Source organism: Microcystis sp. CS-574 (genome assembly GCF_028329095.1).
Taxonomy (GTDB): Bacteria; Cyanobacteriota; Cyanobacteriia; order Cyanobacteriales; family Microcystaceae; genus Microcystis; species Microcystis ichthyoblabe_A.
Genome location: NZ_JAQMSY010000162.1, coordinates 1 through 21,380 on the forward strand (window position 1 = coordinate 1; position 21,380 = coordinate 21,380).

At 44.9% G+C, this 21,380-nt stretch carries 17 protein-coding genes, 1 tRNA gene and 1 pseudogene; 7 read left to right on the top strand and 12 right to left on the bottom strand.

The window, feature by feature from the left end; genetic code table 11:
• Positions 1 to 241 (top strand): annotated as a pseudogene (locus tag PN470_RS12775) (penicillin-binding protein); the annotation flags it as partial.
• Between the two features lie 305 nt (positions 242 to 546).
• Here PN470_RS12775 and PN470_RS12780 read toward each other — a convergent pair.
• The 6 genes from PN470_RS12780 to plsX form a co-directional block, all read right to left on the bottom strand.
• Positions 547 to 1,890, bottom strand: a complete 1,344-nt coding sequence (locus PN470_RS12780) for a calcium-binding protein (RefSeq protein WP_272104630.1) — start codon at positions 1,888 to 1,890, stop codon at positions 547 to 549.
• Positions 1,891 to 2,033: 143 nt separating this feature from the next.
• On the bottom strand, positions 2,034 to 2,561 hold the full coding sequence (gene pgsA / locus PN470_RS12785; RefSeq protein ID WP_002743356.1) for a CDP-diacylglycerol--glycerol-3-phosphate 3-phosphatidyltransferase: 528 nt from the start codon (positions 2,559 to 2,561) through the stop codon (positions 2,034 to 2,036).
• A gap of 225 nt (positions 2,562 to 2,786) precedes the next feature.
• The gene (locus PN470_RS12790; protein WP_272104631.1) at positions 2,787 to 3,881 is read right to left on the bottom strand and encodes a fatty acid desaturase family protein; all 1,095 of its coding nucleotides are present in this window, start codon (positions 3,879 to 3,881) and stop codon (positions 2,787 to 2,789) included.
• Between the two features lie 895 nt (positions 3,882 to 4,776).
• Positions 4,777 to 5,703, bottom strand: a complete 927-nt coding sequence (fabD, locus tag PN470_RS12795) for an ACP S-malonyltransferase (RefSeq protein WP_272104632.1) — start codon at positions 5,701 to 5,703, stop codon at positions 4,777 to 4,779.
• Between the two features lie 110 nt (positions 5,704 to 5,813).
• On the bottom strand, positions 5,814 to 6,815 hold the full coding sequence (locus PN470_RS12800; RefSeq protein WP_272104633.1) for a beta-ketoacyl-ACP synthase 3: 1,002 nt from the start codon (positions 6,813 to 6,815) through the stop codon (positions 5,814 to 5,816).
• A 224-nt stretch (positions 6,816 to 7,039) separates the two neighbouring features.
• Entirely contained in the window at positions 7,040 to 8,095 is a 1,056-nt protein-coding gene (plsX, locus tag PN470_RS12805; RefSeq protein ID WP_002775371.1) for a phosphate acyltransferase PlsX, read from the bottom strand.
• 149 nt (positions 8,096 to 8,244) lie between these two features.
• On the opposite strand from plsX, the gene PN470_RS12810 reads away from it, so the two are divergent.
• On the top strand, positions 8,245 to 9,537 hold the full coding sequence (locus PN470_RS12810; protein ID WP_271936235.1) for a D-alanyl-D-alanine carboxypeptidase: 1,293 nt from the start codon (positions 8,245 to 8,247) through the stop codon (positions 9,535 to 9,537).
• A gap of 125 nt (positions 9,538 to 9,662) precedes the next feature.
• On the opposite strand, the gene argC is transcribed toward PN470_RS12810, so the two are convergent.
• From argC to PN470_RS12830, 4 genes are all read right to left on the bottom strand, one after another.
• Entirely contained in the window at positions 9,663 to 10,724 is a 1,062-nt protein-coding gene (gene argC, locus PN470_RS12815; RefSeq protein ID WP_052277397.1) for an N-acetyl-gamma-glutamyl-phosphate reductase, read from the bottom strand.
• Positions 10,725 to 10,978: 254 nt separating this feature from the next.
• Positions 10,979 to 11,242, bottom strand: a complete 264-nt coding sequence (locus tag PN470_RS12820) for a DUF3146 family protein (RefSeq protein WP_002733391.1) — start codon at positions 11,240 to 11,242, stop codon at positions 10,979 to 10,981.
• Positions 11,243 to 11,328: 86 nt separating this feature from the next.
• A complete protein-coding gene (locus PN470_RS12825; protein ID WP_002775376.1) occupies positions 11,329 to 12,318 on the bottom strand; it encodes a DUF389 domain-containing protein in 990 nt (329 codons plus the stop codon).
• 185 nt (positions 12,319 to 12,503) lie between these two features.
• Positions 12,504 to 12,576, bottom strand: a tRNA-His gene (locus PN470_RS12830).
• A gap of 102 nt (positions 12,577 to 12,678) precedes the next feature.
• Between PN470_RS12830 and PN470_RS12835 the strand changes: the two genes are divergently transcribed.
• Positions 12,679 to 13,065, top strand: coding sequence for a DUF4359 domain-containing protein (locus PN470_RS12835; protein WP_002731964.1), 387 nt, complete (start codon positions 12,679 to 12,681; stop codon positions 13,063 to 13,065).
• Here PN470_RS12835 and PN470_RS12840 read toward each other — a convergent pair.
• Positions 13,044 to 13,640 carry a DUF3122 domain-containing protein gene (locus PN470_RS12840; RefSeq protein ID WP_272104634.1) on the bottom strand — a complete coding sequence of 199 codons (597 nt, stop codon included), beginning with the start codon at positions 13,638 to 13,640 and terminating at the stop codon, positions 13,044 to 13,046. The genes PN470_RS12835 and PN470_RS12840 overlap by 22 nt on opposite strands.
• A gap of 327 nt (positions 13,641 to 13,967) precedes the next feature.
• On the opposite strand from PN470_RS12840, the gene PN470_RS12845 reads away from it, so the two are divergent.
• Complete coding sequence (locus PN470_RS12845) at positions 13,968 to 16,595, top strand: chloride channel protein (RefSeq protein ID WP_272104635.1); 2,628 nt, start codon at positions 13,968 to 13,970, stop codon at positions 16,593 to 16,595.
• Between the two features lie 8 nt (positions 16,596 to 16,603).
• Here the strand turns inward: PN470_RS12845 and PN470_RS12850 are convergent, their stop codons facing one another.
• Complete coding sequence (locus PN470_RS12850) at positions 16,604 to 16,984, bottom strand: DUF1830 domain-containing protein (RefSeq protein ID WP_272104636.1); 381 nt, start codon at positions 16,982 to 16,984, stop codon at positions 16,604 to 16,606.
• A 975-nt stretch (positions 16,985 to 17,959) separates the two neighbouring features.
• On the opposite strand from PN470_RS12850, the gene PN470_RS12855 reads away from it, so the two are divergent.
• From PN470_RS12855 to PN470_RS12865, 3 genes are read left to right on the top strand one after another with little or no spacing between them, the layout of a single operon-like run.
• Positions 17,960 to 20,707, top strand: coding sequence for a type I restriction endonuclease subunit R (locus PN470_RS12855; RefSeq protein ID WP_272104637.1), 2,748 nt, complete (start codon positions 17,960 to 17,962; stop codon positions 20,705 to 20,707).
• A gap of 3 nt (positions 20,708 to 20,710) precedes the next feature.
• A complete protein-coding gene (locus tag PN470_RS12860) occupies positions 20,711 to 21,022 on the top strand; it encodes a DUF433 domain-containing protein (RefSeq protein WP_272104638.1) in 312 nt (103 codons plus the stop codon).
• The gene (locus PN470_RS12865) at positions 21,015 to 21,350 is read left to right on the top strand and encodes a DUF5615 family PIN-like protein (protein WP_272104639.1); all 336 of its coding nucleotides are present in this window, start codon (positions 21,015 to 21,017) and stop codon (positions 21,348 to 21,350) included. The genes PN470_RS12860 and PN470_RS12865 overlap by 8 nt, the downstream gene beginning before the upstream one ends.
• The last annotated feature ends 30 nt before the right edge of the window (positions 21,351 to 21,380 follow it).

The following is a 21,380-nucleotide window of genomic DNA, read 5'->3' on the forward strand; positions in this document are numbered from 1 at the left end:
GGATCTTTTAGGGGAAGAAGTAGCGAAAGAGGGCAATTTTATCGTTGAAACCAGTTTAGACCGCCGGCTGCAAGCGATCGCAGAAAAAAGCTTAAAAACTCATATTTTAAACCAAGGCCCTCGCTATCGATACTCCCAAGGGGCTTTAGTTACCCTAAACAGTCAAACTGGGGAAATTCTCGCTTTAGTCGGGGGGGTTGATTATCAAAAAAGCCAATTTAACCGCGCTATCCAAGCTAAACCTTGCGTCTTCATCGGCCCGCGTCCTGTAGGGGCGAAGCATTCGGACAATAACCTATCGGTGAAAAGGTAGATTTTCTATCCGAATGCTTCGCCCGTACTTATTCAGCAAACCCTACTTAGGACTAGCTACCGTTGCCGTTGCCTGTTCCAGAGTTCCCTCAAACCAGAGACTTCCTACATAATAAGGGTGTCCTAGTCCTAGCTAACACACCCACAGAGATTATTTCTGGTGGCTTGGTTTTACCCCAAAAATCCACAACTGTCCGACTCACCGCAGGGGAGGGACAGGGATAGATTAGGCAATCAAATCACCAGAATATTGCTCGCACCGAGGCTCCCTGCGGTAGGGCCAGCAATCTGTGCGATTTCAACCAGATTAACACCAGTACTAGCGTCTGTGTCAAAAAATAAAAAATTATTAGTACCAGTAACGTAGACAAATCTGACAGCACCGCCCCCAGTTGTCCCGAATAGGGTAGGATCCAAAGTACCGAGAGGCAGTCCACCACCGAAACCAGCGTTAGAAACTACGATAGCATCTGCACCACCATTACCAAAATCGGTGATGGAGACAGAGCCTTGGTTGGGACTGTTTAAAACAAACTGGTCTATACCCGAACCACCAGTTAGGGTGTCCAATCCGCCGCCACCGATTAGGGTATCCGCGTTGGCGCCACCATCTAGGCTATCGTTTCCCGTACCCCCATCTAGGCTATCGTTTCCCGTACCACCAAGTAGGGTGTCGTTGTCCGTGCCACCAAATAGGTTATCCGTGCCAGCACCACCATCTAGGCTATCGTTTCCCGATCCACCATCTAGGCTATCGTTTCCCGATCCACCAAGTAGGGTGTCGTCGTCCGTGCCACCAAATAGGGTGTCGTTGTCGTCGCCACCATCTAGGCTATCGTTTCCCGTACCACCATCTAGGCTATCGTTTCCCGCGCCACCAAGTAGGGTGTCGGTTCCGTCGTTACCGAATAGGGTGTCCTCGTCGTCGCCACCATCTAGGCGATCGTCGCCAAGTTGCCCATGTAGGCTATCGTTTCCCGTGTCACCAAATAGGGTGTCGTTCCCGCCGTCACCAAGTAGGCTATCGTTTCCCCCTACACCATCTAGGCTATCGCTTCCGCTGCCACCGATTAGGGTATCCGCTACACCGCCACCGGTTAGGGTATCGTTGTAATCACTACCTGTAATGTTATAGAAATCGTCGGTAATAAGGTTTGCTGCTTGGAACCTCCAGATCGACCTTTGTTGCGTACCCGACGCTAACTGCTTCGTGAAATTATCACCGGTTAGGACATAATTGCCGGCAGCCCCACCTTTAACAAAGGTATAGCTATTGGCTGGCAGCGCGGGAAAGGACAGAGGAGAAAAGCCTCCACCGAGCCGGGTAAGGGTTAAGTTAGCAGGAGGAGAGCCGGATGTGGTTATTCTCCAAGCTGTAGTAACGCCGTCGAGTAAAAGGCCCTGGGAAGTGAGATTATTGCCCGGAATGATAATGCCCGGTCCTGATACATGAATGAGGATATTATTAAAGGCAGGGTTGGTTAGGAAATCACGCACTGTCGGAGTGGTGGTAGCAGGATTGAAATTAGCACCAGTGGGACCGGTGAGGGAGGCGAATGATGTGGTTATAGTGGGCATGGTTTTTCCTTTGTAATGATATGTTTGAATGTGAAGAGTTTGATAGTCCTCCTCCCGATTATTATATACCGAGAAAAAAAATACAACCCTGTGTTCTAGGCTTGTTTCTGGAATTATTGCTAATGGTTAAGTTTTTATCAATTCTAGGTTAATTTTTGGCTGGGTATGATATAAATCACCCCAGAAATTAAAGTTAATGTTACTGATAGCCAAAAAGCCCCCTGAGCAATTAAATTATATTCAGAAGGCAAGGGAGCGATTAAGAGAGCGATAGCGATAATTTGGCTGACTGTTTTGCTTTTTCCCCACCAATTAGCCCCTTTTATGTCGCTATTTCCCGTTAAATTGGGATTAATGCGCCAACCAGCGATCGCTAATTCGCGAGCAAGAATCAAAAATACTCCCCAAGCGGCAATTACATCCATTTCAATCAGAGCTAAAAGAGGAGCGAGAACCAGTAATTTATCGACCAAAGGATCGAGAAATTTCCCTAATTCGGTGATTTGATCCAATTTTCGCGCTAGATAACCATCGAGCCAATCGGTACTGGCAGCAATCAGAAAGATAATTAAACTTAACCAGCGATCGATTTCTGTGCCTTGATGCAACCAGTATAAAATTAATGGCAGTCCCAAGAGTCGCGATAGGGTAATCGAGTTGGGTAGGTTCATTTTTCAGTGATCAGTAAACAGTAATCAGTGATCAGTAATCAAGCTCTCTTAGGTTTGGTGGGCAAAATGTATTCTAAGATACAGTCCTGCTGGCGAGCGAGTGGAAGGAACCACAAAGACACAAAGGACACAAAGATCGATCGATCATATAGTAAGTTAAACTTATCACACAGAACCTAGAAGAGCCAAAACTGATAACTGATAACTGAAAACCGATAACTGATTTTAGCTGGCTAATTTGAGATCGAAATTACTTTGTTTATTGCCTAATTGCCTGAGCCAACGATAATTATAAGCTAAAGCACCCCAGAGGGTGGGATAAACGGCATAATTAACGCCAAATTCTTGGCAAACTTCCGCTAAAATTGGGGCAATTTTGGGGTAGTGAATATGACAAATTTGTGGGAAAAGATGATGAACGACTTGATAATTTAATCCCCCTAAATACCAATTTAAAAAGATATTTTTAGGGGCAAAATCTACGGTAGTTCGCACTTGAAAAATTGCCCATTCGTCTTCGATTTGATTAGCTGCCGAGGGTTGAATAAATTCGGCGGGTTCCAAAACGTGAGCTAACATAAATACATGACAGGCAAGCACTCCATAGGTCATAAAAACAATGAGAAAACCGATCGCTATTTCTAGGGGACTATAACCAACTAAGAGAGGAATGCCAATAAACCAAAAGAGATAAACAACTTTTCCGCTCAATAAAATGAATAGATCGATCGCTTTAGGATTGGGAATTTTAATCTCGCCAAAACGATGACGAAAGAGGATAGAGCGCACATCGGAGAATGACCAATAGATAGGAATTATAGCGTAGAGGATTGGGATAAATAAATGTTGATATCGATGATACCATTTATGCTCGGCATGGGGAGTCATTCGCACCACACCATCCCCGTGAATTTCCAGATCGTACCCTAAAACATTGGTGTAGGTATGATGGAGATAGTTATGACGAAAACGCCAGAGATAACTGGAAGCGCCGATGATATAATCGTAGGTCATGCCAAGGAGGGAATTAACCCATTTTTTACTAGAATAGCCGCCATGGTTGGCATCATGACCAATGCTAAAACCAATCCCTGCTAATCCTGCTCCTAAAACCAGACAACCGATGATTTTTAGCCACCAGATATCCGGACCAAAAAGCACAAATAACCAAGCGGCAATTACCCAAGTTAAAATCGTGATTGTCTTCAGGTACATGGCCAAATTATCTCTGGTGGGGATGCCGTTTTCGGTAAAATAAGCATCAACCCGTTTATTCAATTCCTTTCTAAAACCCTGATTTTCGGTAAAGGTTACTCGCATTCCTATTTTTGTCCTAGAAGTTGGTATGACGGCAATTTGTGGCAGCTCAGAGTGAATTTATGAGTCTTTGACTGGTTTGCTAAGGCTGTCTCACTACAACTGACAGTTTCTCATCAGTCTCTCATCTATTGTCAGAGAAAGAGGTGCGCTTGGCAAGGGAATCGCTCAATTTCTTTGCTACGCTTGCAAAAAATCCTCGGTTTTTACCTAATCAGATAGCAGATACCTGTAGCCGGTGATAGGGATGAGCATTAGGTACTTTTGTACTAGGGACTTGCGCTTTGATAATGTACCTTTTGGGCGAACGCAGTTCGCCCCTACATTGTAGACAAAATCCGTTACTGTAGGGGCGCAATGCTTGCGCCCTCCGATCGCTCAGGTTTGCTGATCACCTTAAGTAGGGGGAGAGCCTTCGAGGTGTTAGGGACTTGCGCTTTGATAATGTGCCATCTGGCTGGTCTGGTTCTTCTACAGAGCGATTTCTGGCTGGGATATTATTCCTACGCAAGTCCCTAAGTAGTCGTGCAAAATTAATTTCCTAGTGAAGATAGGCAAGAGGCAAGAGCGGGGTTAGATATGTGTAATTAATTTTGCTTGGGTACTTATTTTGGCTCTTCTAGGTTCTGTGTGATAAGTTTAACTTACATAGGGCTTGCTGAATAAATCTAAAAACCTTGTTGGATCAGACTTTTAGACTTTTTTTCCCTCAAAAAGTGCCAGCCGTTGCGGGGATCGGGGGGAAAATTCAGGTACTTTTTCCCTGAAAATTAGGTAACTGGCTACCTCAAAATAGGTAAAACCCCACACCCCACACCCTGCCCCTAGGAACAGCTTTTTGCCGCAAACCCTACATAGGATCGATCAATTTATTTCATCGAAAATATTGCCAGATAATTTAACCAACACCAATTAATGAACCCTGGAATATAACATCGTCGCTATTCTTGGATATATCAGCTAATTGACTAATATTTTCTAACTCAATTGCGGGAGCAGTTCGTTTAATTAAACCAGTTAAAACCTTACCTGGACCCACTTCGATCGCTTTCTTCACACCCACATCTGGCAATTTTAACATAATTTCTCGCCAGCGAACCGAGCTAGTCATCTGCCAGATCAGATATTTTTTTAATTCTTCCCCGTCCTGGGTAGGATGGCTGGGATCGACATTAGAAATCACAGGAACTTTTGCAGACCGAAAATTAACTAATTCTAAAATTTGCTGAAATTGAATGGCAGCATTTTCCATCAAGGGAGAGTGAAAAGCACCGGATACTTTTAACTGGATAACCCGCTTAACTTTCACTTGACCTAATACTAAATCCACCGCTTCAGGAGTCCCAGAAATCACCACTTGTTCAGCACTATTATCATTAGCAATAACTACATTTTCCGTCTGATTAACCACTGTTTCTAGACTGGTGCGATCAAATTTCATCAAGGCGGCCATTTTACCACCTTCGGCCGCATCCATCAAACGGGAACGGTTTTGAACTAGATTTAATCCTGTTTCAAAATTAAACACCCTGGCCGCATATAAAGCGGAATATTCACCGAGACTATGACCGGCAACTAGATCGGGAAAATGACCTTTTTCTTGCAACAAATCCGCTAAAATACTCTCCACCACAAATAAACAAGGTTGAGTATAAAGAGTACGAGATAGGGTTTCTTCATCCCCTTGACATTTTTCTAAAACCGACCAACCAAGGATTTTTGCTGCTCTTTCTAATCTCTCTTGGCCAAGTGCGCTTTCCGCTAAATCTCCAATCATTCCTAACGCTTGCGATCCTTGTCCCGGGAATATCCACGCTGTTTTCATAAGTTCTTAAAATAGATAGATAGTTGTGTTTTGGTCAGTTATCAGTTATCAGTTATCAGTTATCAGATGTGAGTTTTTAGTTTACTGGTTACTGGTTACTGGTTACTGAATTAATCTCCCCAACGGAAGATAATCCCACCCCAAGTTAAACCGGCACCAAAGCCGGAAGAAGCAATAATATCACCTTTTTTGACCTTACCACTCCTGACAGCTTCATCGAGGGCTAGAGGAATCGAGGCGGCGGAGGTGTTGCCATACTCGCTGAGATTGCTGATCACTTTTTCCGGAGGCAGTTTCAGGCGATCGCTCACCGCGTCCATAATTCTTTGGTTAGCTTGGTGCAGAACTAACCAATCGATGTCACTGGTGGTTAAATTAGCCCGATAGAGGGCTTTTTCGATGACCTCTGGCACTTTTGCCACAGCAAAACGATAGACTTCCCGTCCGTTCATCGTTAGAGGCTTATAGGTCCCTTTTTGAACCCTTACCCCCTCTTTAAGGGGCAATTCCTCCCCCTGATAGGCGAGATTGAGAGAACTATTCTGGCTGCCGTCGCTATGGAGTTCAAAACCGAGAATGTTATCTTTTGTATCATTTGCTTGACAAAGAACCGCCCCTGCCCCATCACCAAAAAGGACACAGGTAGCGCGATCGTTCCAATCCACCCAACGGGAGAGAACATCGGCCCCGATAACCAAGACATTGCGGTAAGTACCAGTACGGATAAACTGGGTGGCGGTGACTAATGCCACCAGAAAACCCGAACAGGCGGCGGTGAGATCAAAAGCGATCGCCCGATTGGCCCCGATCCGACTTTGCACTTGGGCCGCACTACCGAACAGATCATCGGGGGTAGAAGTAGCCAAAAGAATCAGATCGATCTCACTAGGGGACACCTGAGCCATTTCTAGAGCCTTAATCGCCGCTTGGGCCGCTAATTGGCTTAAAGACACCGATTGATCCGCTAAATGACGTTTACCGATGCCGGTACGACTTTTAATCCACTCATCGGAAGTCTCGACAATTTGGCTGAGTTCTTCATTACTGAGAAATTGCCTTGGTGTGGCCGATCCACAACCAGTAATGACGACTGCTGCCCCGAATCCGTTCAAAATATTCCCCCTTTTTCAGTTATCAGTGATCAGTTATCAGTTATCAGTGGGAAGTGGGAAGTGGGAAGAATAAATAAAAATAGTCTCCCGTCTCCCGTCTCGGAGTCTCCTGACCGCTTCAAGATGGCTGACGGCTTAATCTTCACCGTTCACCGACAACTTTTTTAATTGATGATGTCAGTTATCAGTGATCAGTGACCAGTTATCAGTTATCAGCTCACAGCTTAATCTTCACCGTTCACCGACAACTTTTTTAATTGATGATGGTGGTCATTGTAGGCTTGAATGCGCTCAGAAACGCGATTATCAACGGCATTTTTCGCCTGTCGGATGGCGTTAAAAATCGAAGGCGCTTGGGAACTGCCGTGACTGATCACGCAGACCCCATCGACTCCAAATAACAGCGCACCACCGTGTTCCGCGTGATCCATGCGTTGTTTAATCTGTTTAAGATTGGGTTTAATTAAAGCCGTCCCGACTTTACCCTGTATCCCCCTAGGTAATTCCTCTTTGAGAATTTGTAGGATAACTCCTCCCACCGCTTCGGCAAATTTTAACAGGACATTGCCGACAAAACCATCGCAGACGATCACATCAAATTGTCCCGATAGCACATCCCGGCCTTCAGCATTGCCGATAAAGGGAATTTGCTGGTTATTTTCCAATAATTCGTAGGTTTTTAGGGCGAGATCGTTACCTTTGCTGGCTTCTTCGCCGATATTGAGTAAACCGACTTTCGGATCTTCAACCCCCATAACGTATTTACTGTAAATTGTCCCCATTAGGGCAAACTGCTCTAAATATTTGGGTTTACAGTCCACATTCGCCCCGACATCGAGGATAATCACCGATTTACCCGCTAACATCGTCGGCAGCACCGCACCGATCGCCGGGCGATCGATTCCTTTTAAACGACCTAAACGCAGCAACGCCGCCGCCATGGCTGCCCCGGAGTGACCGGCGGCCACCACCGCATCGGCGCGATTTTGTTTGACTAAATCCATGGCCACATTAATCGAGGCCGCCGGTTTACGACGGATAGCGGTGATCGGCTCTTCGTCCATAGCCACCACTTCCTCCGCGTGGACGATCGTGAGATTCTTGGGACGGGGATGATGCTGGAAATAAGCCTCAATCCGTTCAGAATCGCCGACTAATAATACTTCTACATCTAATTCTTCGGAAGCTCGCATCGATCCCGCGATAATCTCGTTGGGAGCGTAGTCACCTCCCATCGCATCTACCGCGATTCTTGCCCGATTTAATGCCGTTTCTGCCATTGAGTCAGTGGGATAGAAATCTTTAATAAGTTGAGCGGCAGCTCTTGAGAAAAGCTGGCCGATCGAGGATTAGTGTTTTCTGATCGAGCAATTGTTAAAAATTACCAATCATTTCTATACAATAAGGCATCATTGCGATTAAGGAAAAGATGTTCTCAGTTTTTAATTTGGCAGTTTTCGGCTTTCTCTTGGGTTGGCTGGGGGGGCAATCCCAACCGATCGCCAATATTCCCCTAATTTCTTGGCAAAATCAGCCTATTTTTGACCTTCCCACCGCTCCCGATCCCCGGGTGGCGGCGATCGTGGCCGATTATCTGCAAGACTTGACTAAAAAAGGTTTAAACTCTCGTCAACAACGGGTCTTAATTGAGACGGAATGGGCTGATTTAGCCGATCATCAGGGTAATCTACCCGCTTCGGGGGCTTCATTGACTAAAATCGCCACTACTCTCGCCGCCGTGGAAACCTGGCCTCTCGATCATCGTTTTGCTACTCGTTTTTACAGCACGGGAGAGGTAAAAAACGGGGTGTTAGAGGGAGATTTAATTATTGAAGGGGAAGGGGATCCGCTTTTTGTCTGGGAAGAAGCGATCGCAGTGGGCAATGGACTGGATCAATTAGGCATCCGTCAGGTCAAAGGCGATCTGATCATTACGGGTCAATTCGCCATGAATTTTCAAACCGATCCCCTCAAAGCGGGAGAATTGCTGAAAATTGGGCTTGATCAATCGAAATGGTCAAAAGAAACCCAAAAAGCTTTTCAGAGTCTTCCTGTCGGCACACAAGCCCCACAGGTGAAGATTTTGGGCATGGTTCGAGCCAGTCAAATTCGCCCCGAAAATGCCCGATTATTATTGCGTCATCAGTCCTTAACTTTAACGGAACTGTTGCGTCAGATGAATATTTATAGTAATAACGTCATGTCAGAAATGTTAGCGGAACTGCTCGGTGGCCCCGCGGCAGTGGACGCAATTAATACTAAAATTACTGGGGTAGGAGCGGAAGAAATTCAATTAATTAATGGTTCGGGATTGGGTGTAGAAAATCGCTTGTCTCCCCGGGCAGTTATTGAGATTCTGAAAGCATTGGATCGCAAGTTAGCCAATCAACCGATCAAAGTCGCTGATTTATTTCCGGTGGGGGGACGCGATACCAAAGGAACTATGCAGTGGCGGGCCATTCCTAAAGGAGTGATGATTAAAACTGGAACTTTAGCCCAAGTTAGCGCCTTAGCTGGAGAAATTCCCACCCAAGAAAGGGGTAAAGTTTGGTTTGTAATTATGAATGCCGGTAGTAGCAATATCGAGGGATTCAGAAATCAGCAGGATCGGGTGTTACAAGCTTTAGATCAACACTGGCAAATTCTCCCAGAAGCGACTCAAGGATCGATTCCTGAAAGATCCTTTCTAGGTGATCCCAGTCGAATAAGTCAAGGTTTCTAGAATTGATTGGCTAAGAGGTTATGGTGATGAGCGAATCTGATCGAAGGGAGGGCGTACACTATGGGTCCTCACCAATCATACTGGCTGCAATGTAGGGGCGCAAAGCTTGCGCCCAAGCCGAATTTTTAAGGATAAAAACACATTTGCGGTAAACCAAGGGATTCTTCCCAACCCATCATGAGATTGAGACATTGTACCGCTTGTCCCGATTGTCCCTTAACTAAATTATCGATCGCTGACATCACTATCACTCGATCGGTTCTCGGATCCACTTCAATACCGAGATAACATAAATTAGTACCACAGGCCCACTTAGTTTGTGGATAGACTCCCCCGGGTAGGATTTTGACAAAGGGAGAAGTGCGATAAAAAGCATTGTAGATAGTGATTAAATCATCCCGCACCAGATTGGGATCCCGCAATGTTGCATAGACTGTGGACAGGATACCCCGAACCATGGGCATTAAATGGGGAGTAAACTGGACGCGCACCTCATGACCGGCTAAATCGCTGCAAATCTGCTCAATTTCGGGAGTATGACGGTGTTTTCCCGCTACATTATAGGCCCCGATCGAACTATCTGCTTCTGCCAATAACATATTAATCTTAGCTTGTCTTCCTCCTCCCGAAGTTCCCGATTTAGCATCGATAATCGTGGTTTCCGGGAGAATTAAACCCTGTTTTAACAGGGGAGAAATCGCCATTAAACTAGCAGTAGGATAACATCCGGGGCAACCGATCAAAGAGGCATTTTTAATCTCTTCCCGATAAAGTTCCGGCAAACCGTACACAGCCGTAGATGCGATCGCTTGATCCTGACGTTCCTTGCCATACCATTTACTATAGGTTTCTAGGCTAGTAAAACGATAATCTGCCGACAGATCCAAAACTTTACACCCTTTAGCGAGCAAAGGAGGGGCTAAATCACAGGCTAAACCATTGGGTAAACCTAAGAAAACCACTTGACAACGGGAGGCAATTATCTCTAAATCGATCGCCTCCACATTAAGATTAATGCTATGACCGAGATGGGGATATAAATCACTGTAGGGTTTTCCGGCGCTACTATCGCCCCCCAGATAGGCTAATTCTACGAAGGGATGTTCTTTGAGCAAACGTACCAACTGTACGCCACCATATCCGGAAGCGCCGACAATACCCACTGAAACCTTCTGTTCTTGCGTCATTTCCCTTATTCCTAAAAATTCTTATCGTTAATATAACGCTTTAGTATGGCTGAATTTTAGCCTAACCAGTGGGATTTAAATCAAAAAACTTCCTTTAAAAACCTAGTATCTTGGCCGGGTTGTCCCTAAACCGTCAATTTCTTTTGATCAATAGGCAGTTATCTTAATGATGAGGTACAAGGTTTTCCTTTTATGATGCCAAATTAAGTTAAACTTCATCCTTAGGAGAAAGGCTGTAATTCAATCCCCCATATTTAAAATTTTGAGCGCACTGTGAATTCATAATCTCCTCCCGGTTCTAATTGATAATCGTAGCGTTCTAAAAACCGATTCAAGGGTTCAAAAATCAAAGCCCTACCTAGGGAAGGTTGTACTAATAACTTGCCTTGAAGAAAATGCCACTGAAAACGCCATTGATATTGTTCCGTTCGCACTTCTCCCTCTAATTTCCCCGTTTGCCAAGATTGCTTAATTATCCGCACATAAGCCGTGCTTTCTGGTCGATTGCCGCCACTCACCTGAACCCTACCTATAGATTAAATATCAAACATTAAGATAGCGAATTAATCCTTGTTTGTCATTACTTCAGCTAATTTTCTCGACGCTATTCCGGGGAAGTGACTTCATTAACCTTAGAAACCAAGACATTTAATTGAAAAGGTCGCCCCATTTCCTTAGTAATAAATTCTTCCAACAATTCTACCTGTCTGGGGGTAATACTTTCCGCAGTTCTTACGACTAATCTCACCCGGGGAGGCTGCTTGAGCCAATTAATCGAAGATTCCAATAATTCTGCCCTTTGAAAAGTAATCGTTCGTTGTAATAAAGCTTTTTTGATCAGCCTTTCTAAGCGAGCTTGATTAGCCAGAGTTGCAAAACTTATTCCTAAGGGAATTAGCAAAACCGCTGTCAGGATAGAAGTCAAAATTAGAGCGTTACGCGCCCGATGAAAACTAGAATAACCTGCCAGCAAAAAGACCAACAAACAGGCGAGAGCAATGCCTAATAAATTGGTAATATATAACAGAGTCGCCCCCAAACTTAGGATCCAATTGCCTTGGGATAATCCTAAACCAATCGTGCAAACTGGTGGCATTAAAGCCACGGCAATCGCTGTTCCCGCTAAAGTACCTGAAATTTTCGGTTCTATTTTGGCATAACCACTGATTGCCCCTGCCGTAATTGCCACTCCTAAATCTAAAAGATTCGGTTGAGAACGGGCTTGAATTTCACTACCAAATTCAGAAATTCCGATTAATAATCCTAGCAACCAAGCTATCGCTAAAGCGATAATCGTACCGACTAAAATCGCCAGGGCTGACTTACGAATTAATCGCCAACTACCAATTAAACCACCAAAAGCTAGACTACGAATCGGCAACATCAAAGGGGCAATAATCATCGCCCCAATAATCACGGCTGCACTATTGGCAACTAAGCCAAAGGTGGCGATCGCACAAGAACTAACAATCAAAGCTAGATAGGGAAAATCGAGGGACGCTTCTAACCATAAATCGCGCCACATGGCCCGCGATTGTTGCCAGGTCAAGGGTTTTCTTGAGAACCACGAGTGGGGCCGTTCTTTTCTCGTCATTGTGCTGAGGAAGATGGACTTTTATTTTACCGAAATAACACGGGAGCATGAAAGCCATTGTCTTTTTAAGCAATGGATGAAATGCGACTTTTCTAGAGAAAGATAGAGCCTCTCTCACTAGCCGAGAAATCCTTTGTCGATAGGGAAGATATAGGAAAAGAACAATTAGCGATCTTTGAAAAGAGGGCGAACGAGGGGACTCGAACCCCCGAGTGGTGGAACCACAATCCACTGCCTTAACCACTTGGCTACGCTCGCCGTACACTTTTTCAAGTATAACACAAGACGAATGGTTGACAAGAGGTTTTTTATCCTAATTCAGGCTATGGTTAGGGTAAGTGAGTGATGATTTGAGAGCTTATGAAATTGGCGCGGTTAGGGGGAATGGTGTTAGGAGTGGTTTTAGGGGGAATTGCGGGTATATTGCTGACAACTAACCCTAATCGTCAAGATTACGAACAATACGCTTCCCAGAGGTTAACTAGCTATCTTAAGGATAATGTCTGCGCTCGGGCGCAAGCTTCCCCCGAGGTGCAAGCTCTCTTACGGGGTTACTGTAAAATGTTGGTGGATACGGGTCATCCTTTTTTACAAGAAGCGATCGCCACTAACACCACTAGAAAGAATTTTCTCATTTTCAGCGTTTATCAAACGGAATTATCGTTCCCTCCCCCTTTACCTAGTTATCAATTCAGCAGCGTCGGTTTTTTGAATAAATTATACATCTACGAAGCTTTAGAACTGTAGTCAGACAATTGAAATTTTCTGAGAGTAAATCCTGATGGTAGTGATTTTATTGTAGCTCGGTGATTGGGATTTCCTCCATTTACGGAAAAAAGCAGACTTTGCCATTCCAAAAGTACAGGAGTCGGGATAGTGAGAGAGCGGGGATTGTCTAGGGGTAGGGAAAGCTCGATCGCTTCGGTAACGGGTAGCTGCGTTAAGATATCCTGCATCTTGTATTGACCAACGTTAGCTGCGGGTGATTCTTGGGCAAAAGCATCCTCAGCCGCTAAAATTTGACCTTTAGCAGTGGTTATCGTTAATCTTTCCGGGTGAAGAAACTCAATCCCCTCTGGAAATCCCACCAAGCGCAAACTAATTTCTACCGTTTCCCCATCTTTAACTCGTTTGAATAACACCACCTGCCAAGGACTACCGACATCATCGCGCAAACTATGACGGGATTGATACAACAGCTGCCCCGGTCCTTCTGACTGTTGTCGAGTTAGAGCTAGTGCGGACAAGGAAAAATCGATTTTAAGGCTGATAAATAGCAAAAAACTGACGAGAACACAAAATAATAACAGGAATCGTTTCATAACTTTATTGACATTAGCTCAAAAATATGATAAGAGCTTCGGCACTTGAGCCAAATTAACATAATTAGGGTTTGCTGAAAAAGTTTGTTGGTGGGAGCAGGGTGTAGGGTGTAGGGTGTAGGGTGTAGGGTTTTACCGATTTTCAGGTAGTCAATTACCTAATTTTCAGGGGAAAAGTCCTGGAATTTTCCCCCTGAGTACTCCCGGTCTCGGCACTTTTGGATTTCAAAAAGGTCTAAAAGTCTTATCCCACAAGGTTTTTAGATTTATTCAGCCAACCCGAAATAAATCCTCGCCCTGCCATTGCCTTGATTCTCCCTGATAATTATGGGACTTTTTGCCCGTTACCAAAACCTCCGTCAGTGGTTTAAATCCCAACACTTCGGACGTAGCGCCACCGATAGTCGTTATGCTTTACTGGTCGCCTGTTTAATCGGAATTCTCTCCGCCCTTGCCGCTATTATCCTGAAATTGGGCATCGGTTGGTTAGGTGGTTGGCGGGTGCATCTAGTAGCCAATTCCTCTCCTTTCCTAGTTTTGCCCCTCGGCGGTTTTCTGCTTGGTTATAGCGCCGGCTGGATTGTGGAACACTTCTCCCCCGCAGCCGCCGGGGGGGGTATTCCCCAAGTAAAAGCAGCCCTAGCTAAATACCCTTTGCCCCTGTCTTGGCGCGTCGCCGTCGTAAAAATGATCGGGGCGATCCTGATCCTTGGCGGTGGTTTAACCCTTGGTCGTCGGGCCCCCACGGTACACATCGGGGCAGCCCTGGCGGCCCAATTAAGCGTCTGGCTGCCCACCAGTCCCGATCACCGTCGTCAGATGATCGCAGCCGGGGCAGCCGCCGGGTTAGCGGCCGGTTTTACTACTCCCATCGCCGGAGTCCTCTTTGTGATCGAGGAATTAATGCGCGATGTTTCCAGTATGACCCTAGAAACGGCGATCGTGGCTTCCTTTACCGGGGCCGTGGTTTCGATGATGCTGCAGAATACCCCCTCGATCATCACTGAATATGCCAATATTAGCTTCTCTGCCCAAGAAATACCCATTTATTGCCTTTTGGGGGTTTTAGCGGGCTTATTGGGGGCTTTATTCAATCAAGGCATCCTTTTTTGTAGCCAGATGCAGCGGCGTTGGCGGTTATCTTTAGCTTGGCGCATCGGTCTGGTCAGTTGCTTATCGGGAACGGTAGTGGCTTTTTTACCCGACTTTTTTCGAGATAATACGGGTTTACGCGAATTTTTGCTGGCAGGGGAATTAAGTTGGCAGAATACCGCCCTCGCTTTTGTGGTCTATTTTTTCCTGACGATGATTTCCTATAGTTCCGGCGCACCGGGAGGACTGCTCGCCCCTGCTTTGGTGTTGGGCTCCTGTTTGGGGTTTCTGGTGGGGGGAATCGAGACGAAAATTATGGGTTTCGGCAGCGAACCTAGTTATGCTCTAGCCGGTATGGGGGCCTTTTTTACGGGAGTAGTCAGGGTTCCGGTAACGGCGATCGTGATTGTCTTTGAACTGCATCACAATTTTAATGTTGTGCTGCCCCTGATGTTGACCTGTGCCGTTTCTTATATCACTGCCGAAAGCATTCTACCCGGTTCTCTCTATCAGCATTTACTTTCCGCTAGTGGTATTATTCTCAACGAGGAAACCCCTGCTAATGATGTGTTGGCCCATCTGTCGGCTATAGATGTGATGCAATCGCAGGTGGAAATTCTGCCGGCGGATTTACCCCTAGGGGAAGTGGTGAAAATTATGTCTCGTTCCCATCATCGCGGTTTTCCCGTGGTGGAACAGGGGCGACTATTGGGGATTTTTACCCAAAGTGATCTGGATAAATGGCGATCAAAAAACAGTCAAACTGTCCTGCGGGAGATCATGACTCCCAATCCGATTACTGTAGCTCCCCAAGCAGCTTTAAGCGATGTTTTATTTCTGTTAAATCGCTATCAGCTTTCCCGTTTACCCGTTACCGATGGTCAAAAACTGGTGGGGATCATCACCCGCACTGATATTATCCGGGTGGAAGCTGATCAATTGGGGGGGGTTTGTCAACTGCCTCAACCCACTACCCCTTCCTATGTGGTTTATCAAACTCGTTCTCCGGCTGTGGGAATAGGCCGGATTTTGTTACCTATTGCCAATCCCGACACCGCTACCGCTTTGTTTAAAATTGCCGCTGCTGTCGCCCGTGAACGCAATTATGAGATAGATTGTCTCTATGTGATTACTGTACCTCGTCTTAGTTCTCCGGCGGAAGTCCGGGTAGATACGCGGGAAGGACGCAAATTACTTCATCGTCTGGAAAGATTAGCGCGACAGCAGAATATCTCTGTTCATACACAAATTTCGGTGGCTCAGGATATCGCCGAAGGGATTTTGGCCACGATTCGCGAACGACACAGCAATTTATTAATTATGGGTTGGACGGGGGAAAGATCCACTACTGGGGCGATTTTTGGGTTTTTAGTCGATACTTTGATCGCCCAAGCTCCCTGTGAAACCATTTTGGTAAAATTGGGTACAAAGGATTGTTTTCCCAATGATCCTAACCGGGAAAGGATTTGGCTGATTCCCACCGCCGGCGGTCCCAATGCCCAACGCGCCTTAGCATTATTGCCTAGTTTGCTGTCCTTGTCCGAGTCTTCGGATTATCCCAAACTTTGGTTATGTAAAATCTATTCTCCGACGGAGTTACTGCCAGATCTGTCTATTTTGGAAGTTTTACAAGCATCTTTACAGAAAGCGATCGCACAGCCGATTGTGCCTTTACCGATTCCTTCGGCCTCTCCAGCCGAGGCAATAATTAATCTGGTAGAATCGGAAGACTGTTCTTTGGTGCTTTTGGGTGCATCTAGGGAAAGTTTGCTCAATCAGTTATTAAATGGCAATATCCCCTCGACGATTGCCCGTGCGGTTAATTGCACTGTGATTCTCGTGCGAGGGGAATTATCAGATTAGGTTATTAGCTAGGCGGAAGCTAAAGTTAAACCGAAGGGTACGGTATTGTCAATTTTCGCCCCTTGACTTTCCCCTAGGGAATGGGGGTAGAATGTTTCCCCGTCCAGTTGACCGTCGGAGTCATCGTCATCCCCATCGCTGATATAAAGGCGTTCACAGGGGATATTATCGGAAAGGATGGCACTGGCCATCATCCCGGTATGAATCTCTAAGAAAGCATCCGCTAGGGTCTCAAATACTAAACGCTGCCCGGGGAAAACCACCCTTTCAAAATACCAGTTAGCAATATTGGTGATGCGAACAATTTGAATATGATTGGTCGCATTGACATAGCAACAAAGAATACTATTTTTCTTGCCGTTGGGGAGGGGATCGAGAATCTGTGCCATAGCAATTGAGGTGATCTTAAAGTGGATTTGTCATCGCTCCTTCACCCTAACATCCTTTGATCCCCGATAGTTGTAAAGATGATTACATTACTCGGATAAAAATCTACCGATAGCTTTTTCTGGTGATAGAAAGCGGTTTTTATTAAAAAATCATTAAATTTAACTAATGCCTAGTTTTGGCTATTTGTCAAGGGGGAAACTACGCTTTTTTGCTGTTTTTCTCAATTTTTTGCCCAGCTATTTAGGGTCAATCCTAATTTTCAGGGAAAAAGTACCTGAATTTTCCCCCTGCTCACTCCCAGCTCTGGTATTTTTTGATTGACAAAAAGTCTAAAATTCTTACCCAACAAGGTTTTTAGATTTATTTAGCCGGCCCTAAGTATGCGCTATCTGATTCTATCTTTTCGTCCCTGTTCGGTAACAATATCAACAACATTGTCAAGTTCACTACCGTTTAGCGGACTAAGCTGCACTGAATTTAAACTGCGTATTGAGAATTTTAGTACAAATGCTCAAACTGCCTCTTGCTGCTCCCCTGCAATCTTAACGAGTAATTTAGATAGTCAAGAGCTTACCACCTAAACTCGGTAGCTGGAAAAAGGTTAATTGTCTCAGCTGCTGATTTTAGCCTCTAGATTAATCATCGAGAATTGAGCAAGCGATCGCATTTATGATCTGATTTTAATTTATTGAGGGTCAGTAAGAATAGCGATAATTGACATTTCTTAATATCTTATCTCCGACCACTGATAATTAACATTAAGATAGAAAAAAACTTTCTAAAATCTGCTTAGATAAAGATAAATAGCTGGTTATAATTAAATTAAAAATGGATTTTAGGTTCGATCCCCCCTGCCCCCCTTGATAAGGGGGGTGCCGATAGGCGGGGGGATCTGAAAGTTTTCAATACCTACCTACTTAAATATTGACATTTGCTGTTAAATTAGTCAGCTTATCGCGCCAAATTTGCTAACCATGCCTTCCAGCAATCAAACCCCAGAAAACCAATCGCGTGAACTGATTGACGAACAATTGCGTCAAGCGGGATGGTCCATCCAAGATAAAAAAGAAATCAACTTCAATACCAGTTTGGGAGTAGCTATCAGGGAATATCCAACCGATAGCGGATTCGCTGATTATGTCCTGTTTGTGGATAGAGAACCCGTCGGTATTATTGAGGCCAAACGAGAGGAAAAAGGCTTCTGTTTAACGGTGGCGGAGGAACAATCAAACAAATACGCTAATAGTAAGCTGAAATATATCAATAACCGGCCCCTTAACTTTATTTACGAAAGCACAGGCAAGCTGACGCGCTTTACCAATCGCCGCGACCCGAAACCTCGTTCCCGTCTTGTTTTTTCCTTTCACCGACCGGAAACCCTGCAAGAATGGCAAGATAAACCCAAAAGCTTGCGGGATAAACTGCAAGATATTCCCCCCCTTGACCCGAATGGACTAAGAGAATGTCAAATTAAAGCTATTACCAACTTAGAAGCCTCCTTTAAGCGAAATTTTCCCCGGGCCTTGCTGCAGATGGCCACGGGAAGCGGCAAAACCTTCACCGCTATTACCGCTATTTATCGTCTCCTAAAGTTTGCCGATGCCAAACGGGTGTTATTTCTAGTCGATACCAAAAACTTAGGAGAACAAGCTGAAGGGGGGTTTAGGAATTTTGTTCCCAATGATGATAACCGAAAATTTACCGAACTTTACAACGTTCAGCGATTATCCTCCAGTTATCTGGCCAAAGATGCTCAGGTCTGCATCTCAACCATTCAAAGACTGTATTCTATCCTTAAAGGGGAAAGTCTCGATGAGGCTGCCGAACAAACCAACCCAAATGAATTAGTACAAGGGAAACAACCGGTCCCCGTGGTCTATAATCCGAAAGTTCCTCTTGAATTCTTCGATTTTATCGTCATCGATGAGTGTCATCGCTCGATTTACAACGTTTGGCAACAGGTTTTATTATATTTCGACGCTTTTCTGATTGGTTTAACCGCCACTCCCGACGTGCGGACATTTGCCTTTTTCCATGAAAATGTGGTTAGTGAATACAGCTACACACAAGCGGTAATGGACGGCGTAAACGTGGTTTATCAAGTCTATACTATAGAAACGGAGATAACCAAGAATGGCGGGCGTATTCTCAGGGAATACATCGAAAAAAGGGAAAAATTAACCCGTGAAAAACGCTGGGTACAACCGGATGAGGATATTGTCTATACCGGCAAGCAACTTGACCGAGATGTGGTCAATCCCAGCCAAATACGCCAAATTATCCGCACCTTTCGCGATAAACTGCCAGAATTATTTCCCCATCGCCAAGAAGTCCCGAAAACCCTGATTTTTGCCAAGGATGACAGCCATGCTGACGATATTATTCAGATAGTCCGGGAAGAATTTAGCGAAGGGAACGATTTCTGCAAAAAAGTTACCTATAAATCGCCAGAAGACCCGAAATCTGTGCTTTCTCAATTCAGAAATTATTTTAATCCCCGTATCACCGTTACAGTCGATATGATTGCCACGGGAACCGATATTCAACCCCTTGAGTGTTTAATTTTTATGCGGGATGTCAAATCTCGAAACTACTACGAACAGATGAAAGGACGAGGTACACGCACCCTTGACCATGATGGTCTCAAAAAAGTCTCTCAATCGGCTCTTTCTGCCAAAACTCACTTTATTATCATCGATGCTGTCGGTGTGGAACAATCAGCCAAAACCGATAGCCGGCCCCTGGAAAGAAAATCCAGTGTCCCTTTTAAAGACCTGATGATGGGCATTATGATGGGAACAGACGATAGCGATGCCTATATCTCCCTAGCCTGTCGTTTTGCGCGATTAGAACGACAAATCACGCCAAAAGAAGCCGAAAAGATAAAAGAAATCACCGGAGGGGCAACTTTGGGAGATATGGCCAAAGCCCTGCTTAATGCCACAGACCCCGATAATATTGAGGATAGGGCCAAAGAAACCTATCAAACCACAAATCCGACCCCAGAACAGTTAAAAGCGGCGGAAAAAGCCCTTACTCGTGCGGCTGCCGGCTATTTGACTGGGGAATTGAGTCATTACCTTGAGAATGTGCGGAAAGTACACGAACAGTACATAGATACTCAGAATCTGGATAGGGTGACATTCTCAGGATGGAGTGAAGCGCAACGGATAGACAATCAAGCCCTAATAAATGACTTTACAGCCTTTATTGAGGCAAATAAGGACGAAATCACCGCCCTGCGTATCCTCTATAACCTGCCCTATCAACAGCGTCCCGTCACCTATAAAATGGTCAAGGAAGTCTTAGATATTCTCAAAAAAGACCGCCCCAACCTAGCGCCGGTGAGGGTATGGGCAGCCTATCAACAGATAGAAGCGGTGCCAAGCAATCCCACCAGTGAGTTAACGGCGTTAATTGCCCTAATCCGGCGTGTTATTGGCTTAGATGAGGTTTTAACCCCCCATGAAAAACGCATCGATAAAGCTTTTCAAACTTGGGTTTTTCAAAAACAGGCGGGCGCATCAGTAAAATTCAATCAAGAACAGATGCAATGGCTACGGGCAATCAAGGAACATATTATCAGTTCTTTTGCCTTAGAGCGAGAGGATTTGGACTATACCCCTTTTGATAGTATGGGGGGAATCGGTAAACTCCATCAGCTTTTTGGCGATGAGATGGAGGCTATTATCGAGGAATTAAACACCGCTTTAGTGGCATAAAATATGACTGTAACTTTAACCCAACATATTGCCATAAACCCTGATATTCGTAATGGCAGACCGCATATTGTCGGCAGTCGCATAACGGTGGCTGAAATTGCCATTATGTATCTGAAAATGGCGCAATCTTTGGAATTAATAGCAGGGAAATATCATCTTTCTCTGGCTTCGGTTTATGGAGCTATGTCTTATTATTACGAGCATCAAGGGGAAATTGACCAGCAAATGGCTGAAGATGAAGCGTTTGCCGATGAATTTCAAAAAAATCATCCTTCTCAGTTACAAGAAAAATTGAGGGCTTTGGGGGGTGAATAAACGGATTCGCTATCATTTAGATGAAAATGTTGACCCTGATGTTGCCTTAGCCCTTCGTAGTCAGGGAATTGAGGTAACGACAACTTTTGAGATGAATATGGCAGGCACATCCGATGCGGTACAATTAGCATTTGTGAAGCAGGAAAAACGGGTGATTGTTACCCATGACACGGATTTTCTCAAGATTGCAAGTCAAGACAATACCCATTATGGCATCGCTTTTTGTAAGAAGGGCAGTGGTTCAATTGGAGAGATTATCCGTAATTTGATATTAATTTATGAGGTGATGTCTCCTGAAGAAATGCACGGTATTGTCGAGTATTTATGACTTAACCATTGCTGAATTTAAGAAATTACT

Bases quoted from the DNA above. Each gene is read 5' to 3' on its own strand.
- PN470_RS12780 (WP_272104630.1), bottom strand. From the start codon at position 1,890: ATGCCCACTATAACCACATCATTCGCCTCCCTCACCGGTCCCACTGGT.
- pgsA (WP_002743356.1), bottom strand. From the start codon at position 2,561: ATGAACCTACCCAACTCGATTACCCTATCGCGACTCTTGGGACTGCCA.
- PN470_RS12790 (WP_272104631.1), bottom strand. From the start codon at position 3,881: ATGCGAGTAACCTTTACCGAAAATCAGGGTTTTAGAAAGGAATTGAAT.
- fabD (WP_272104632.1), bottom strand. From the start codon at position 5,703: ATGAAAACAGCGTGGATATTCCCGGGACAAGGATCGCAAGCGTTAGGA.
- plsX (WP_002775371.1), bottom strand. From the start codon at position 8,095: ATGGCAGAAACGGCATTAAATCGGGCAAGAATCGCGGTAGATGCGATG.
- PN470_RS12810 (WP_271936235.1), top strand. From the start codon at position 8,245: ATGTTCTCAGTTTTTAATTTGGCAGTTTTCGGCTTTCTCTTGGGTTGG.
- argC (WP_052277397.1), bottom strand. From the start codon at position 10,724: ATGACGCAAGAACAGAAGGTTTCAGTGGGTATTGTCGGCGCTTCCGGA.
- PN470_RS12825 (WP_002775376.1), bottom strand. From the start codon at position 12,318: ATGACGAGAAAAGAACGGCCCCACTCGTGGTTCTCAAGAAAACCCTTG.
- PN470_RS12835 (WP_002731964.1), top strand. From the start codon at position 12,679: ATGAAATTGGCGCGGTTAGGGGGAATGGTGTTAGGAGTGGTTTTAGGG.
- PN470_RS12840 (WP_272104634.1), bottom strand. From the start codon at position 13,640: ATGAAACGATTCCTGTTATTATTTTGTGTTCTCGTCAGTTTTTTGCTA.
- PN470_RS12845 (WP_272104635.1), top strand. From the start codon at position 13,968: ATGGGACTTTTTGCCCGTTACCAAAACCTCCGTCAGTGGTTTAAATCC.
- PN470_RS12850 (WP_272104636.1), bottom strand. From the start codon at position 16,984: ATGGCACAGATTCTCGATCCCCTCCCCAACGGCAAGAAAAATAGTATT.
- PN470_RS12855 (WP_272104637.1), top strand. From the start codon at position 17,960: ATGCCTTCCAGCAATCAAACCCCAGAAAACCAATCGCGTGAACTGATT.
- PN470_RS12860 (WP_272104638.1), top strand. From the start codon at position 20,711: ATGACTGTAACTTTAACCCAACATATTGCCATAAACCCTGATATTCGT.